Below are 14,821 nucleotides of genomic sequence, written 5' to 3' on the forward strand. Positions count from 1 at the left end.
TTGCTATATAGCCTATATGATAAATCACGGGAGAAGTAATAGCCATTATAAACTACAGCATTACCTAAATAAATCAGGCTTTGTATCCATACTCATCACATGCGAAACAAATTGGAAATTAGAATTGTAATCTGTCACATTTCCAAAAACCACTATACCTGCTAACGATACAACGGTAAGCAAAATAATAATTTTTGAAAATCTAATCATTTTGCTTATGCAAAAACATTTTTGTTGCATTTATACTCTTTTAATAATATATTTTAGTAATATTAATTATATATAATATATTATTAATAAAAATTAAATTTTTAAATTCTTTTAAGTCTTAAAGAATTAAGCACTACAGTAATAGAACTAAAACACATTGCAAGTGCTGCTATATGAGGACTTAAAGAGATAAAAGGTATAAATCCTGCCGCGATAGGAATGCAAAGCACATTATAAATAAAAGCCCAAAAAAGATTTAGCTTAATAATACCGCGTGTTTTTTTAGCAAGTTTAAAACATTTAAAAATCGCTGATAAATCATCTTTTATCAAGATAAAATCTCCTGTTTTTTTAGCAAGTTCATTTGCCTTTGAAAAACTCATACTCACACTTGCAGCAGATAAAGCCGCCGCATCATTGATCCCATCTCCTACAAAAAGAGTTTTTTTAAATTTTTGAATGATTTGTAGTTTTTCTTCACTCTTAAGCTGAGCGTGAAATTCGTCTATTTGTAATTCTTTGGCTATTTTTTCTACATTTTTTACATGATCGCCGCTTAAAATAAAAGTTTTAAGATTTTGCTTTTTTAAATTTAACACAAGCTCTTTGGCTCCATCTTTTAAAGCATTGCTTAACAAAACACCGCCTAAACACTTTTTATTCTTAGCAAAATACACCCTAACATATTCTTTAAAAGTATCAAAAAAGATATCACTTTCTTTTGTGTCAATTTCATTTTCGTGCAAAAACTGTGCATTGCCTACGAGATAATTATCATTATCTTCTTTGTATTTTATACCAGAACCCACAATCACTCTTCCCTCACCCTTTAAATCAAAAAAATGATCTTTATGTAAAGCCTTAGCTATAGGATGAGAGCTTAAACTTTCAATTTGACATAATTTATCAAAATCATCTTTAGAAAGATTGTGTTTAAAAATACTCAAATTTTCCTTTGTTAATGTACCCGTTTTATCAAAAAAAGCATACTTAACTAAGGCTAATTTTTCTAAAGCAGCAGGATTTTTAATAAGAATGAAATTTTTTGCCGCATTTGCACTTGCCACAACCAAAGCTATAGGCGTTGCAAGACCTAAAGCACAAGGACAAGAGATCAAAAGCACAGCACAAGAGTGTAAAAAAGCTGTATTTAAATCTGCTTTTAGCACCCAAAAAACAAAAACTAAAAAAGCAAAAAATATTATACCCCCTACAAAGTATTTAGAAATTTGATCTGCTAAATTTGCCAAAGGACTTTTGATACTTCCTGCTTCAAAAACTAGATTTTTGATTTGTTCTAAAGTACTATCCATGGCCTTTTTGTTTGCTTTGATCCTTAAAGCACCATTTAAAACTACTGCTCCTGCTTGAACTTCATCGCCTTCTTTTTTTAAAACAGGCAAAAACTCCCCATTTAAAAAACTCATATCAAGCTCTGCACTCCCTAAAAGCACTACTCCATCTGCAACAATGCTTTCTCCTTCTTTTACCAAAAGTACATCGCCACTTTTAACAAAAGAACTTGAAATTTCTTTGATACTTTCATCTTCAAGCAAAATTTTTGTCTTTTTTGTGTCTATATTTTCTAAAATTCTTTGATAATCTTGTGCCTTAAATTTAGCCTTACTTTCAAGATATTTTCCTAAAAGCACAAAGGAAATAATCATCATTGCATCACTAAAATACAAATCTTCTTCTTTAAAAATTTGCAAATACACCAAAAAAGAATACACAAAAGCACTCAAAGTCCCCAAAGCTACAAGGGTATTCATATCTAAATTTTTGCTTTTAAAGCCTAAAAAAGCATGAGAAAAAAAGTCTCTCCCACAATAAAATATCCCAAAAAAACTCAAAGCCATTTGGATATTTTGAGAAAAAGAACTTTTAACAAACATTTCAAAATACATAATAATCACACTCAAAACTATACTTAAGAGCAAATTTTTTCTTAATTCTAAGTGTTTTTTTGCCTTGTATGCGTTCAAGCTTTGTTCATCTTCTAAAATTTCAAAGCCTAAATTTTTAATTTTTGCGATGATATCCTTGCGTTTTTTTTGATCTTCAAGTAAAAAAACCCCGCTAGAATTCACATAAGAAACACTAGCATCTTTAACACCATCAATTTTTTTACAAGCTCTTTCTATAGCATTAGAACAATTAACGCAAGTCATTTTGCCTATTTTTATACGCAATTCTTCCATTATAAACGCTCTACAATCTCAAAACCTAAATCTTGAAATTCTTTTGTAAAATTTGATACTTGATTTTCTTCTAAATTTAAACTTAAAATTTTTTGCTCCAAATCCACTTCTATATTTCCAAATTCATCTTCAAGAGAATTTTTGATCAAATTTACACAATTCATGCAATTAACATTTTTTACTTTAAATTTCATTTTCACTCCTTATAGGTTGTATGGTAATATGCCCGATTTCAAATTCATGCAACAACTTATGAGATAAATCCTGAGATAGTTTTTCAAATTCCTTTAGATTGCAAACTCTTACTTTTAAATGCATAGAGGCTACTAGCATTTTATTAGTGATTTGAGTAATATGCAAATCCACTACCTCATCCACACTAGGATTTAAAAGCAAAACTTGTCTTACTTTTTCTATATCCACAGGAGAACTTTCAAGCAAGACATTAGCACTTTGTTTAAGCAAGATAATCGCCCATCTTAAAAGCAAGATTGATAATACAATAGCTAAAATCGTATCTATATAAACAATATCACTAAAATACACCACAATCCCACCTATAATAACCGCTAAAGAACCCAATAAATCGCTCATCATATGCAAAAAAGCGGACTTCATATTGACATTTTCTAAATTTGCACCCTTAAACATCATCAAAGCATTAATCCCATTTACCAAAAAGCCCAAAATAGCTACAATTATCATGGTTTTAGCGTCAATTTCTTTTGGATTGATAAATTTTTCTATAGCCTCATAAATGATAAATAAAGCCGATAAAATAATGGTTAAAGCATTGATAAAAGCCACTAAAACTTCAAGACGAAAATACCCAAAGGTCTTTTGATGATCTTGCCATTTTTCTACAGCTATAATGGCTAAAAAACTAAGAGCTAAGGCAAAAACATCAGAAAACATATGCAAAGTATCGCTTAAAAGTGCCAAAGAATTTGAAAGGATTGAATAAATAAATTGCACAAGCATCATAGAAAAAGTCATTAAAAGAGAAATTTTTAAAATCTTTTTATCCACACTCCTTGCATCGGCATGGGAATGATGATGTTCATGAGAATGTTCTTCGTGATTATGATGACAAGATTTGTTAGCTAAAGGCTCGTGTGATAAAAATTTATACATCTTATATCCTTTTTTGCTTGACATTTTAAGATATTAAGCTAAAAAGGATATAAATATTTGTTATTTTTATAAAAATTAAAAGTCAAAAAGCTCGCCTAGCCAACTTTCTTTCTTTTTCTTTTTATAATAGTCATTGTGCTGATGATAAGCTGAGTCATTATATCTTGACTCTTGTCTTGGAGCTTGGTTAAAATTTGCTGTATTAGGGACACTGCGTTCTATGATTTTGTCAAGCTCTCCACGATCAAGCCAAACGCCACGACACTTTGGACAATAATCAATCTCAACTCCACTCCTATCACTCATAACCAAATCTACATTACAAACTGGACATAACATACAATACCTTTTTTTAAATTTTTGACTTAAAATTATAAAAAGAAATATTAAACAAATTTACAACAAGTTTTAATGTTTTTTTGCATGTCTAGTCATCATAAAACTTTGTTCAAAAAATATAAGCAAGGTAACACTCACTCCTATAGCTAGAGCCAAAGTCACAGAAACAGTTGTAAAAAAATAATCAAAAAATTGAACTAAAAATTCAGACTTAGCCTTCAAATCATCACTGCGTATAAAAGAAATAAGATACAAAATCGCTTTATAAGCATAAATTCCAGGTATCATAGGAATAAGAGCAGGGAAAGCGATAATTTCAGCAGGAGTTTTGATGATTTTTGCTAAAACAATTCCTAAACATCCTATGCAAAATGAAGCAACAAAAGTTGCAATTGCTAAAGTTTGAAAATGAAAATATTCCACCAAGGTAAAACGAAGTCCATGTGCAATTGCCGCTAAAAGAGCAGATAAAATAAGGGTTTTTAAAGGTGGATTACAAGCATAAGCAAAGCCAAATCCCGCCACAGCAGCAAAAAACATATCTCTTAAAATAAATTCAATCATCTTAAAATCCCAAAATCCGAAATACTAAGCGTCATGTAAATTCCAAGTGCTATACAACAAATCAAAATAGCCACGCTGATAATACGGCTAAGCCCCATTAAAATATGATCTTTTAATATATCAATCACAGAATTTATAAAAAATACCCCTGGTATAAGATACAAGATACTAGAACCCAAAGCCACATCAGAAGTATTGGTATATCCCATATCCAGTCCAAAAAATACAAACCATGATGAGATAAAAGAACAAAGGATGTATTGAATTCTTAAATCAATCTTTGCTTTAGTTAAAATATATCTTAATAACAATCCCACAAAAGTTGCAAAAAATACTAAATTTCCAGCACCAAAATCACCACCAAAAAGCCTGCAAAAAGCCGAATTTGCCATAGAAACAAATAAAAGATTAAGCAAATAAGAATGCTTTTTTTGTTGAGAAATTTGCCCAAAAACGACTTTTGCTTTTTCAAGATCGTATTTGTGATCATATATAGCCCAGCTTAAAGCACTTAAATCAAAAATAAGTTTAAAATTAACATGGGCATGATGATTGGGTATAACATAAGTTCTTTGAATGGAGTTATCATCCATATCTACAACATTTAAAGTAATATGATGAAAAAAGAAATTGATATTTATCTCATAGCCATAAACCTCAGCTATTCTTCCTACGCATTTTGCCACCCTAGCTGTATAAGTTCCAGCACCTAGCAAAGTTTTAGTATATACGATTAAAAAATTAGTTAATCTTTGTATATCAGGTTTTTCCATATTTTAATAATCTTTGATTGAATTTGTTATAATTATAGCAAATTTTAAAATAAATAAGGAGAAAAAATGGCAAAAATCGGTATAGTTGGTTTAGGTTATGTAGGAGCTGCTAGTGCTTATAGCATAGTTACTCAAGGAATTTGTTCAGAACTTTACTTATATGATATAAAACAAGATTTAGCTCTAGCTCATGCAAGAGATTTGGAAGATATGTCAGCCATTCATTTTTCTTATACAAAAATTTTTCATGCGCTAAATTTAGAAATTTTAGCTTCTTGTGATATTATCATTTTAGCTTTTAGAAAAGAAAGCTTAAAAGAATTACCTAGTCGCTTAGTAGAACTTCAAAACAATATCCTTGAACTTAAAGACATTGTCTTAACCTTAAAAAATTCTAATTTTAAAGGCAAATACATCGTCGCAACAAATCCAAATGACACCATAACTTACTACACTCAAGTATTAAGCCAATTACCTAAAAATCATGTTTTTGGTAGTGGAACAAATTTAGATAGTTCAAGACTTAAGAAATTTTTAGCCAAAGATTTAAGCATAAATTTAAAAGATATTTTTGCTTGTATGATTGGCGAACATGGAGATTCTCAGTTTGCAGCACTTTCTAATGCAAGCGTTTTAGGACAAAATTTATTAGATTTTTACAAGCAAAAATTAGGCAAAGATTTAGACATACAAGAACTCGAAAAAGCCGTGATTAGCGAGGGATATTTCATCTATGAACGCAAAGGAAGAACAGAATTTGGCATAGGAACTTCTTGTGCAAATTTGGCCAAAGCCATCCTAGAAGATAGAAAAAGTTTACATCCTGTAAGTGTGGTTTTTGATGATATAGCTTTTTCAATGCCCGCTATCATAGGAAAAGATGGTATAGAAAAGGTTTTTGAATTAAAATTCAATGAAAAAGAAAAAACAAAATTAGAAAATTCAAAACAACAAATCAAAAACGCCATACAAAGCGTAAAAGATAAAATTTAAGCCTTTTTAAAAGGCTTTTTGATTTTGATATAAATTAAACTTGCTAAAACCACAAAAACAATTATAATGATTAAAATTTGAGTTAAATAAGTTTTAATCAACTCTTCATTTTGTCCTATATAATAACCCAAAAATACAAGTATAGCCACCCAAATAGCACTACCAAGTGCAGTAAAAAGTATAAAATTTACAAGTTTCATTTTTACCAAACCTGCAGGCATAGAAATATACTGACGAATTCCTGGTAAAAGACGACAAGTAAAGGTTGAAAATTCCCCGTGTTTGTTAAAAAATTCTTCGAATTTAGCAAATTTGACTTCATTTATACCAAAATACTTACCCCATTTTAATACAAAATTTTTACCCCAAAAAAAGCAAATATAGTAATTAATCAAAGCCCCTAAAACAGAACCTAAAGTCCCACTAAGTATACAAAGAGTGATATCAAGATCACCTTTATGTGCCAAATATCCAGCAGGCATCATAACAACTTCACTTGGAAAAGGTATAAAACAACTCTCTAAGGTCATTAAGATAATAATACCCAAATACCCCCAAGCACTAGCCGTCTCAACAATAAAAGAAATGATTTCTTGCATATTAGCCTTATTTGAAGAAAATTTTAAAAAATTGTAGCTTAAAAGATTAAACAGTAAAAAGCGGTTTTATACCGCTTTTTTTATTTACCTGCAACTGAAACTTGATTTGGATTGTCCGCTGCACGAGCGATCATACACTCTTTTAAAACAGCAGCATCAGCTGGATCGCTAACTTTTTTATTAATCCAGCGTTCAACTTGTTTCATTGTTTTTGACTCTGGCTCTGGAGCTTCGTATTTTGCCATCAAACTTGCACAATCAGCCAAAGCAATGATAGGTAATAAACTTGCAAAAAGTATTTTTCTCATCTTTTGCTCCTTAGAATTTTACATTATACATTAACATGATATTATCAGCTCTTGCTTTATCTTTTTTCGCTCCACCAAATGGTAAGCCACGATTACCCCAAATGTTTTGGATATTAGTATAGCTTAAACGTAAGAATTGATATCTATCAAGTTGATAAATCACATAAAAATCATGTGCTGTTCCTCTTGTCATTCTTATATTAAGCGGATCGTTGATACTTGGACGGCTCATAGTATACCAGTATCTACTTCCCCAGAAGAACTCATACCCTACTTTTAAAGTCTTGGTAAAATCATAGCGTCCGCCTACATGTACAGCATAGCCATCTTCTTCATTAAATTTACCATTACCATAACCTTGCCCTTTAATAATTGCACTTAATGTAGGGCTTAATTGATTGTTGTTCCCGTGAGAATAACCTAAAGATAGAAAATAATTAAAATTCGTTCCAAAAGCTTTATAATTTTCAAAATGAAGATTTGCTATAGTTAAATCTCCTAAATTTACCACACCATCATCATCAAGAATAATACCATTAAAACCAATTGGACCATTATTAAGTGGTAAAGCAAAATCACTTAAATATGCAATATTAAATAATATTAAATTATCTCCCATACCTTCTATAGGAAGCTCTCCTTCTACTGCAGCATAGTAAAGATTAGAATCAGCATCTTTTTGATCGCTCATCCAGTCTCTTACCTTGCCTTCTTCATCCCATTGATAGGTTTTACCATAAGCTGCACGGATAGCTACCTTATGATCTTGCAAACTTTCAGGCTTATAAGTGATCACTGCTGCATCACCTAGAGCATTAATCGCTAAGGCTGGATAAGTGGATTGTCTTAGAGCATTGTTTCTAAGATTACTTCCCGGACCATCGGTTCCTGGCTGTCTTCCTATAGTTGCAATCCACTCAGGTGTGATATAGTAGTCAAGATAAGCTCTATCTACATAAAGTACAGGCCCGCTTGATCTTGTATTTCTTCCTGCATCTAAGTCATAAGGAGTACCACTCCAACCCATTTGAGACCAATTTTTAGCCATAGATAAACGACCATAGAATTTGGTTTTATCATTAATATCAGCATTCATATTTAAATGAAGCTCATTCATCCATTTGTTATTAGCACTATAATCTTGTCCGCTAACTTTATAGTTTGTATTTGAAACTGCTGTTGAAAACTCAAGTCCAAATTTAACCTTGCTCAAAGCAGCTTGGAATTCTGTTTCATCGGCTCTATCATTAAGATCAGCAAGTTCAGCTTTTACAGCTTCATTTTGCTTAGATTGAGCTTCCCTTTCTTTTCTGATTTGTGCAAGTTCAGCTTGAATTTGTGCAAGCTGTTTTTGAAGCTTGGTTATCTCATCATCTGTATTTTTAGCAAAAAGTGAAGATGAAAGAAGACAAGCACTTAAAATAAGTGAAAACTTAGTTTTCATAATCATAACTCCTTGTAATTTTGTTACATTTAGCAAATTAAAATTGTGATTATAGAAAAAAAAGTTTAAAAAAAAATTATACATTAATCATTTTTAGCTAGTCAAACTTATGACTAGCTTTGTAAATATTGTAGTTTCAAAAAAGTTTTAAAATTTTAAATTTTTAAATTTTATCGCAAATTTTTATGTCTAAAATTTTATCTCCTTGATGTATAGAGTCTAAAACTTCTAAACTTTCTTCATCTTTTGGATCAATTTGCCCAAAAACAGTATGAACCCCATCTAAATGAGCTTGAGGGCTGTGACAAATGAAAAATTGAGAACCACCCGTATCGCGTCCTGCGTGTGCCATAGATAAAGTTCCACGCTCATGTTTATGCTCTTGATCATCACATTCGCAAATGATTTCATATCCAGGCCCACCTACACCATTGCCGTGTGGACAACCTCCTTGTATGACAAAATTTGGGATCACACGATGAAAATTTAAATCTTTATAAAATCCCTCATTAGCCAAAGTAGCAAAATTACAAACCGTTTGCGGAGCCTCATCGCCAAAAAGTTTTAATTTCATTGTGCCTTTTTCAGTTTCTATAAGAGCAAATTTGTATTCATTTACTTTGCTTGTGTCGATTGTTTTTATCATTATTTCTCCTTAATCTATATTTGTATAAACAGCTTGAACATCATCATCATCATCTAACTTATCTAAAAGTTTTTCTATATCGCTAAGCTGTTCTTCGCTAAAGCTTACAGGATTGTTTGGTATATACTCAAGCCCTGCTTTTTTAAGAACTAAACCCTTAGCTTCTATAGCAGAACTTAGCTCACCAAAGGCAGTATAATCACCGCTAATTACTAACTCTTCTTCATTTTGCTCTAATTCTTCAAGCCCTGCATCGATCAAATCAAGCTCTAATTCTTCTAAATCTCCTGCAAATTTTTCAAGATGAAAAACCGCTTTTCTAGTAAACATAAAGCCTAAAGATCCATTTTGTAAAACTTCTCCACCATTTTTGCTAAAAATGGCTTTAACATTAGCCACGGTGCGCGTAGGGTTATCGCTCATACATTCAACTATAACCAAAGCTCCATGTGCAGCTTTTCCTTCATAATGAATGTTTTTAATATCTGCGCTATCTTTTCCACTTGCACGCTTAATAGCCGCATCTATATTATCTTTTGGCATATTATTTGCTTTTGCTGTGGCTATAGCACTTCTTAATTTTGGATTCATATCAGGATCAGTGCCACCTTCTTTAGCAGCTACTTGTATGGCTTTAGCAAGCTTAGGAAAAAGCTTACTCATTTTATCCCATCTAGCCTCTTTAGAAGCTCTTCGGTATTCAAACGCTCGTCCCATAAATTCTCACTTTCTTTAAAGATTTTTAAACTTAAAAGTATAAACTAAAAAGGCTAATTAAAGCTTTAAATGGTATGATTTTACCATTTATTTTTAGGGAGAAGCTTTTTGAATATCGCAAAAAAAGAACTTTTTATTGCTTGGTTTTTCTTGATTGCTGCTATTGTATTTGAAGTTTTAGGTACTAGTTTTTTAAAAATGGAAAATCAAATTTTAGGCTATATATTTATGGCTTTATTTATAGCTTTTTCTTATTTTTTTATGGGCAAGGCGATTAAAAAAATTCAAGTAGGCATAGCCTATGCCGTATGGGAACTTTTAGGGATTATTCTTATACTTTTAGTTTCTTTTATAGTTTTTAAAGAGAGTTTAACCTTAACTCAAATTTTAGGCATTGTTCTTTCTATCGTTGGAATTATCATGATTAATATAGGCGAGGTTAAAGAATAATGTATATTTTTATTATTGTTCTATCGGCATTGTTAGATATCGTAGCAAATTTATTGCTAAAAAAATCAGATGGTTTTAAGAATAAAATTTGGGGCTTAGCTGCGATTGTCAATGCTATACTTGCTTTTTTTCTACTTTCTTTTTCTTTAAAATATGTTCCTTTAAGCATAGCTTACTCAACTTGGGGTGCTATAGGCATCATAGGAACTTGTCTTGGTGGATGGATTTTATATAAAGAAAAATTAAACAAAATAGGAATTTTAGGTATCATTATCGTGATAATAGCAGTATTTTTACTAAACTATTAAAACAGCAAAATGCGGTTTTAATGTTCCATTTTGTTTTTTGCTTCAATACCCATTAAAGAAAATGCGGTTTTAATACTAAGAGCAACCAAAGAAAATAATTTAAGCAAATCATTTTCATTTGCAGAGCCTACAACTTTATTTTCATTGTAGAATTTATGAAAATTTGCAGCTAAATTTTTAAGATAATCAGGAATTTTTTGCAAAGCTCTAGCCTCAAAAGCATCGTTTAAAACAGCCTTTAAATTCAAAGCTTCAAAAAGCAAATTTACGCCATCTTGATTTAAACTTTGTAAATCAGCTTTCATTACATCATCGATTTTTTTACCAGCTTTAGCAAACACTTGATGAATTCTAGCGTGTGCATAGTTGATATAATACACAGGATTAGAACTATCTTCTTTTTGCAAATCACTGATATCAAATTCCAAATGCGTATCGCATTTTTTGCTCAAAAAGATATAACGCAAAGCATCACTTCCTATCTCATCAACCACATCGCTCATCAAGATAAAATTTCCTGCTCTTTTACTCATTTTATAAGGTTCTCCATCTTTAAGTAGGGAAACCATTTGTGCTAAAATAATCTCAAGATTATTAGAGTCAAATCCCAAAAATTCCATCGCAGCTTTCATTCTAGGGATATAACCATGATGATCTGCTCCCCAAATATTAATACACTTTCCATAACCACGACTCATTTTATCTTTATGATAAACAATATCTGCTGCCAAATAAGTCCCGCGTCCATCTTCACGGATAATTACCCTATCTTTTTCATCGCCTTTTTGCGAAGAAGCAAGCCAAATTTTACCTTCTTGCTCGTAAATTCCTTTATGCTCTTTTAAAGATTCTAAAGTTGCATTTAAAGCATCATAATACGATCTTTCGCTTACATAGCTGTCAATTTTAATCTTTGCTTGTTCTAAATTTTGTTTAATCAAAACAAGCATTTTATCTTTTGCCCAATCAGCCAAACTAGGGATATTTTCTTCGCTAAAAAATTCTTTACCAAATTTTTCAAAAGCTTCTTTTGCTAAATCCGCTATATACTCGCCTTTGTAATATTGCTCTGGATATTCAACATTTTCATGAAGTATATTTTCTTTCACACTTAGTAAAATAGAAAGCCCTAGTAAATAAATTTGATTACCCGCATCATTGACATAGTATTCTGTATCGAATTTATAGCCCAAATGTCTTGCAAGTCTTGTTAAGGTGTCTCCAAAAACAGCGCCTCTTGCATGTCCTATGTGTAAAGGCCCAGTAGGATTTGCACTCACATATTCAAGCAAAAAACTTTCTTGTTTTTTTTCTCCTTTAGTAAAATCATTTGGATTTGTTAAAGCCTGATTTGCAAGTTCATTTAAAAAAGTTTTGGAAATTCTAAAATTTAAATACCCATTTATAGCTTCAACTAATTCAAAACAATCATGATTTTGAAATTTGCTCGCTAAGTCGCTAGCGATCAACATAGGGGATTTTTTTAATTCCTTAGCCAGTGAAAAAGCCAAAGGGGTAGCAAAATGTGCTAAATTTTTATCCTTTGGATTTTCAAGCGCAAAATCACACTCTAAAATCTTTTTAATTTCATTAAAAATAATACTTTTCAAAAGACTAAACCTTAAGCTTTTTTTGTTTCGTCTATACTTGCATCAGCATTTGTATTATTAGTTGTGTTTTTGTTTTCTTCTATTTTTTGAGTATTTTTTGCTACTTCATCATCATTATTCATTTCATCTTTAAAAGTTTTAATACCTTTGCCTAAACCCTTTGCAAGTTCTGGAATTTTTTTTGCTCCAAAAAGCAATACAACAATCAATAAAATAATCAACCAATGACTTGGACTTGACCAACCACCCATTTTATTCTCCTTCATTCCAAATATTCTGAATTTGCCCTAGATTCTGCCCTTTGGTTCTAAATTTATGGGCGATTAAAATCGCTCGCAATGCTTCATAACTTTGCTTTAACTCATCGTTAATGATAAGATAATCATACTCGCTAAGCTCTTTCATTTCATCACTAGCGTTTTGTAATCTTTTTTCTAGTTGTATTATTGTATCAGTATTTCGCTTAATAAGTCTTTTTTTTAACTCATCTTTATTTTTTGTAGTAATAAAAACAGAAACAATCTTATCAGCCATTTTTTTTCTGGCTATTTTAAATCCTTGCACATCAATATCAAAAACAACTATTTTTCCATTATCTAAAGCATTTTGAGTGTGCTTTAAAGAAGTACCATAAAAATTTTCATGCACTCTAGCCCATTCTAAAAAATGATCACTATCTATACCTTTTTGAAATTCTTCATGGGATATAAAATGATAATGTATTCCATTTTTTTCACCCTCTCTTGGTTTGCGAGTTGTTGAAGAAATAGAAAAATAAAGCTCATCTTCAAATTCATCAAAAAGTTTTTTTAAAAGAGTTGATTTTCCAGCACCACTAGGACCTGAAATCAACAAAACAAAACCTTGCAATTTCAATCCTCTTTAAAACTAATGTTTATATTTATATTCATATTCATACCCTTAAGAGCAGCTTTTAAGGTATCATCTTTAATACTTGAAGTGATCGCTCCTGCTATGCTTTGGCTAAGCTCATTAACTATCTCTTCGCTATTATCATCTTTAGTTACATCACTTACTATAGGCTCTTCATTTTTTTCTAAGATTTCCTCTCCAAGAGCTTCTTGTATATCACTTTCTTTCAATGTATCAAAATCACTTATATTTAAATTTGGCACAACCACTTCCTCTTCATTTGTTCCTAATTCTTTATCGTCTAAAATTGGTTCATCTTTAAAATCTTCTAAGACCTTGCTACTATTATCACTATCAATACCATAATCAAGCTCATCAAGTTGAGCTAGTTCTTCTTTGATTTGATCTTGAGTACTCAAATTTGAAGTAAAATCATCCATTTCATCTTGAACATCTTCTTCCACAACAGGAGCAAACTCCTCTAAAACTTCCTCTGATTCTTCATTATCTTTTGCTTGACCTAAAAATTCAGCATCCTCAGGAAGATCATCAAAATCCATTTCTTTTTCTTGCTCTTCAACCACAGGAAGATCATCAAAGTCGCTTATATTAGCTTGTAATTCTTTGTTATCTTCTAAATCTTCATCATTTTTATCATCTAGCTCATCTAAACTAGGCTCAGTATCCAAAGCTGTATGTTCTTGGCTTAAGTCTTCTTTTTCGCTTTCACCATCTTCTAAAGTTAAATCTAAATCAGTTTGAGTGTCTTCTTGAGTCTGTTCTTTAATTGTTTCTTGTTCTAAATTGTCATGTTCTAAATTTTGAGTTTCTAAAGTTTTGTTTGAATTATCATCTTGAGATTCGCTAAGCTCTTCTTGCATTTCTAATGTATTTGTTTTAGAATCGTCTAATAATTCTTGCTTTTCTATTTCTTCATTTTTATCATCTTCTTTGATTTCTAAATCTTCATCATTTTTATCATCTAGCTCATCTAAACTAGGCTCAGTATCCAAAGCTGTATGTTCTTGGCTTAAGTCTTCTTTTTCACTTTCGCCATCTTCTAAAGTTAAATCTAAATCAATTTGAGTGTCTTCTTGAGTCTGTTCTTTAATTGTTTCATGTTCTAAATTTTGAGTTTCTAAAGTTTTGTTTGAATTATCATCTTGAGCATCATCATCAAAACTCAAATCTTCCATTCCCTCTGAATTTATATCTAAAGAATTTTCATCAGGCAAATCATCTAAATTTAAATTATCTAAATCCAAGCTTATATCAGCATAAGGATTTTCATCATTGCTTAACATTGGCAAATCAATAGATGTATGCTTGTTCGCATCTTTATTATTAAGTAAATTTAAAAAATCTGTAGGTAAAAAAGGTTTTTGTAAAATTTGCGCATCTATATCTTCTACATTTTGATTTCGCGGGGCTAAAAAAATCAATCTATCGCATTTTTCTTTAAGAATTTTTAAAGGTGCCGGAGTATCACTATCTACAACAATCACATCATAATTACCCAAATTTTCACTATAAGCATTAAGTTCTTCAAAATCATAAGACATTTTTTTAGCACTAAGGCTTACAAGTCTTGAAACTACAGGGTTTTCATTTAAAAGTAAAATTTTCATCACTTTAATCCTTAAAAAATAATC

The 14,821-nt window shown here is 30.9% G+C and carries 19 protein-coding genes; 3 read left to right on the plus strand and 16 right to left on the minus strand.

Annotation, left to right across the window (positions count from 1 at the left end):
* Positions 1-60: 60 nt before the first annotated feature.
* From FBF20_RS09085 to FBF20_RS05970, 7 genes are all read right to left on the minus strand, one after another.
* Entirely contained in the window at positions 61-240 is a 180-nt protein-coding gene (locus FBF20_RS09085) for a DUF2165 family protein (protein ID WP_002868591.1), read from the minus strand.
* A 71-nt stretch (positions 241-311) separates the two neighbouring features.
* Positions 312-2,411, minus strand: coding sequence for a copper-translocating P-type ATPase CopA (gene copA / locus FBF20_RS05945; protein ID WP_168952609.1), 2,100 nt, complete (start codon positions 2,409-2,411; stop codon positions 312-314).
* Entirely contained in the window at positions 2,411-2,605 is a 195-nt protein-coding gene (locus FBF20_RS05950; RefSeq protein ID WP_002852760.1) for a cation transporter, read from the minus strand. The genes copA and FBF20_RS05950 overlap by 1 nt, the downstream gene beginning before the upstream one ends.
* Positions 2,595-3,545 (minus strand): CDF family cation-efflux transporter CzcD, encoded by a 951-nt coding sequence (gene czcD, locus FBF20_RS05955; protein WP_002852858.1) that lies wholly within the window; start codon positions 3,543-3,545, stop codon positions 2,595-2,597. Before czcD ends, FBF20_RS05950 begins: the two co-directional genes overlap by 11 nt.
* Positions 3,546-3,620: 75 nt before the next feature.
* Positions 3,621-3,884 (minus strand): zf-TFIIB domain-containing protein, encoded by a 264-nt coding sequence (locus tag FBF20_RS05960; protein ID WP_002831611.1) that lies wholly within the window; start codon positions 3,882-3,884, stop codon positions 3,621-3,623.
* Between the two features lie 69 nt (positions 3,885-3,953).
* Complete coding sequence (locus FBF20_RS05965) at positions 3,954-4,448, minus strand: threonine/serine exporter family protein (RefSeq protein WP_002831613.1); 495 nt, start codon at positions 4,446-4,448, stop codon at positions 3,954-3,956.
* Positions 4,445-5,221 (minus strand): threonine/serine exporter ThrE family protein, encoded by a 777-nt coding sequence (locus tag FBF20_RS05970; protein ID WP_002858457.1) that lies wholly within the window; start codon positions 5,219-5,221, stop codon positions 4,445-4,447. The genes FBF20_RS05965 and FBF20_RS05970 overlap by 4 nt, the downstream gene beginning before the upstream one ends.
* 66 nt (positions 5,222-5,287) lie before the next feature.
* Here FBF20_RS05970 and FBF20_RS05975 point away from each other — a divergent pair, with 66 nt between their 5' ends.
* Positions 5,288-6,214: an L-lactate dehydrogenase gene (locus FBF20_RS05975; protein WP_002890177.1), complete on the plus strand. Its 927-nt coding sequence runs from the start codon at positions 5,288-5,290 to the stop codon at positions 6,212-6,214.
* Here FBF20_RS05975 and FBF20_RS05980 read toward each other — a convergent pair.
* The 5 genes from FBF20_RS05980 to FBF20_RS06000 form a co-directional block, all read right to left on the minus strand.
* Positions 6,211-6,813 carry a DedA family protein gene (locus FBF20_RS05980; protein ID WP_002890176.1) on the minus strand — a complete coding sequence of 201 codons (603 nt, stop codon included), beginning with the start codon at positions 6,811-6,813 and terminating at the stop codon, positions 6,211-6,213. The genes FBF20_RS05975 and FBF20_RS05980 overlap by 4 nt on opposite strands.
* Positions 6,814-6,893: 80 nt before the next feature.
* Complete coding sequence (locus tag FBF20_RS05985) at positions 6,894-7,121, minus strand: hypothetical protein (protein ID WP_002822505.1); 228 nt, start codon at positions 7,119-7,121, stop codon at positions 6,894-6,896.
* A 10-nt stretch (positions 7,122-7,131) separates the two neighbouring features.
* Entirely contained in the window at positions 7,132-8,565 is a 1,434-nt protein-coding gene (locus FBF20_RS05990; RefSeq protein ID WP_002890175.1) for a DUF3373 family protein, read from the minus strand.
* Positions 8,566-8,728: 163 nt separating this feature from the next.
* Positions 8,729-9,211, minus strand: coding sequence for a peptidylprolyl isomerase (locus FBF20_RS05995; RefSeq protein ID WP_002890174.1), 483 nt, complete (start codon positions 9,209-9,211; stop codon positions 8,729-8,731).
* A gap of 9 nt (positions 9,212-9,220) precedes the next feature.
* Entirely contained in the window at positions 9,221-9,928 is a 708-nt protein-coding gene (locus FBF20_RS06000) for a YebC/PmpR family DNA-binding transcriptional regulator (protein ID WP_002890173.1), read from the minus strand.
* A gap of 108 nt (positions 9,929-10,036) precedes the next feature.
* Here FBF20_RS06000 and FBF20_RS06005 point away from each other — a divergent pair, with 108 nt between their 5' ends.
* The gene (locus FBF20_RS06005) at positions 10,037-10,378 is read left to right on the plus strand and encodes a multidrug efflux SMR transporter (protein ID WP_002852742.1); all 342 of its coding nucleotides are present in this window, start codon (positions 10,037-10,039) and stop codon (positions 10,376-10,378) included.
* Entirely contained in the window at positions 10,378-10,686 is a 309-nt protein-coding gene (locus tag FBF20_RS06010) for a multidrug efflux SMR transporter (RefSeq protein ID WP_002777309.1), read from the plus strand. The genes FBF20_RS06005 and FBF20_RS06010 overlap by 1 nt, the downstream gene beginning before the upstream one ends.
* 17 nt (positions 10,687-10,703) lie before the next feature.
* On the opposite strand, the gene argS is transcribed toward FBF20_RS06010, so the two are convergent.
* From argS to FBF20_RS06030, 4 genes are read right to left on the minus strand one after another with little or no spacing between them, the layout of a single operon-like run.
* On the minus strand, positions 10,704-12,296 hold the full coding sequence (gene argS, locus FBF20_RS06015) for an arginine--tRNA ligase (protein WP_002890172.1): 1,593 nt from the start codon (positions 12,294-12,296) through the stop codon (positions 10,704-10,706).
* A gap of 11 nt (positions 12,297-12,307) precedes the next feature.
* Positions 12,308-12,547 carry a twin-arginine translocase TatA/TatE family subunit gene (locus FBF20_RS06020; protein ID WP_002852866.1) on the minus strand — a complete coding sequence of 80 codons (240 nt, stop codon included), beginning with the start codon at positions 12,545-12,547 and terminating at the stop codon, positions 12,308-12,310.
* Position 12,548: 1 nt separating this feature from the next.
* Complete coding sequence (gmk, locus tag FBF20_RS06025; RefSeq protein ID WP_002860253.1) at positions 12,549-13,172, minus strand: guanylate kinase; 624 nt, start codon at positions 13,170-13,172, stop codon at positions 12,549-12,551.
* Positions 13,169-14,797 (minus strand): hypothetical protein, encoded by a 1,629-nt coding sequence (locus FBF20_RS06030; RefSeq protein WP_015016472.1) that lies wholly within the window; start codon positions 14,795-14,797, stop codon positions 13,169-13,171. Before FBF20_RS06030 ends, gmk begins: the two co-directional genes overlap by 4 nt.
* Positions 14,798-14,821 lie beyond the last annotated feature (24 nt).

The sequence above is a fragment of the Campylobacter sp. CFSAN093259 genome, from assembly GCF_012889985.1.
Lineage (GTDB): Bacteria > Campylobacterota > Campylobacteria > Campylobacterales > Campylobacteraceae > Campylobacter_D > Campylobacter_D jejuni.

Excerpts from the sequence above, each read along its gene's own strand:
- FBF20_RS09085 (WP_002868591.1), bottom strand. The coding sequence starts at position 240 with ATGCAACAAAAATGTTTTTGCATAAGCAAAATGATTAGATTTTCAAAA.
- copA (WP_168952609.1), bottom strand. The coding sequence starts at position 2,411 with ATGGAAGAATTGCGTATAAAAATAGGCAAAATGACTTGCGTTAATTGT.
- FBF20_RS05950 (WP_002852760.1), bottom strand. The coding sequence starts at position 2,605 with ATGAAATTTAAAGTAAAAAATGTTAATTGCATGAATTGTGTAAATTTG.
- czcD (WP_002852858.1), bottom strand. The coding sequence starts at position 3,545 with ATGTATAAATTTTTATCACACGAGCCTTTAGCTAACAAATCTTGTCAT.
- FBF20_RS05960 (WP_002831611.1), bottom strand. The coding sequence starts at position 3,884 with ATGTTATGTCCAGTTTGTAATGTAGATTTGGTTATGAGTGATAGGAGT.
- FBF20_RS05965 (WP_002831613.1), bottom strand. The coding sequence starts at position 4,448 with ATGATTGAATTTATTTTAAGAGATATGTTTTTTGCTGCTGTGGCGGGA.
- FBF20_RS05970 (WP_002858457.1), bottom strand. The coding sequence starts at position 5,221 with ATGGAAAAACCTGATATACAAAGATTAACTAATTTTTTAATCGTATAT.
- FBF20_RS05975 (WP_002890177.1), top strand. The coding sequence starts at position 5,288 with ATGGCAAAAATCGGTATAGTTGGTTTAGGTTATGTAGGAGCTGCTAGT.
- FBF20_RS05980 (WP_002890176.1), bottom strand. The coding sequence starts at position 6,813 with ATGCAAGAAATCATTTCTTTTATTGTTGAGACGGCTAGTGCTTGGGGG.
- FBF20_RS05985 (WP_002822505.1), bottom strand. The coding sequence starts at position 7,121 with ATGAGAAAAATACTTTTTGCAAGTTTATTACCTATCATTGCTTTGGCT.
- FBF20_RS05990 (WP_002890175.1), bottom strand. The coding sequence starts at position 8,565 with ATGAAAACTAAGTTTTCACTTATTTTAAGTGCTTGTCTTCTTTCATCT.
- FBF20_RS05995 (WP_002890174.1), bottom strand. The coding sequence starts at position 9,211 with ATGATAAAAACAATCGACACAAGCAAAGTAAATGAATACAAATTTGCT.
- FBF20_RS06000 (WP_002890173.1), bottom strand. The coding sequence starts at position 9,928 with ATGGGACGAGCGTTTGAATACCGAAGAGCTTCTAAAGAGGCTAGATGG.
- FBF20_RS06010 (WP_002777309.1), top strand. The coding sequence starts at position 10,378 with ATGTATATTTTTATTATTGTTCTATCGGCATTGTTAGATATCGTAGCA.
- FBF20_RS06020 (WP_002852866.1), bottom strand. The coding sequence starts at position 12,547 with ATGGGTGGTTGGTCAAGTCCAAGTCATTGGTTGATTATTTTATTGATT.
- FBF20_RS06030 (WP_015016472.1), bottom strand. The coding sequence starts at position 14,797 with ATGAAAATTTTACTTTTAAATGAAAACCCTGTAGTTTCAAGACTTGTA.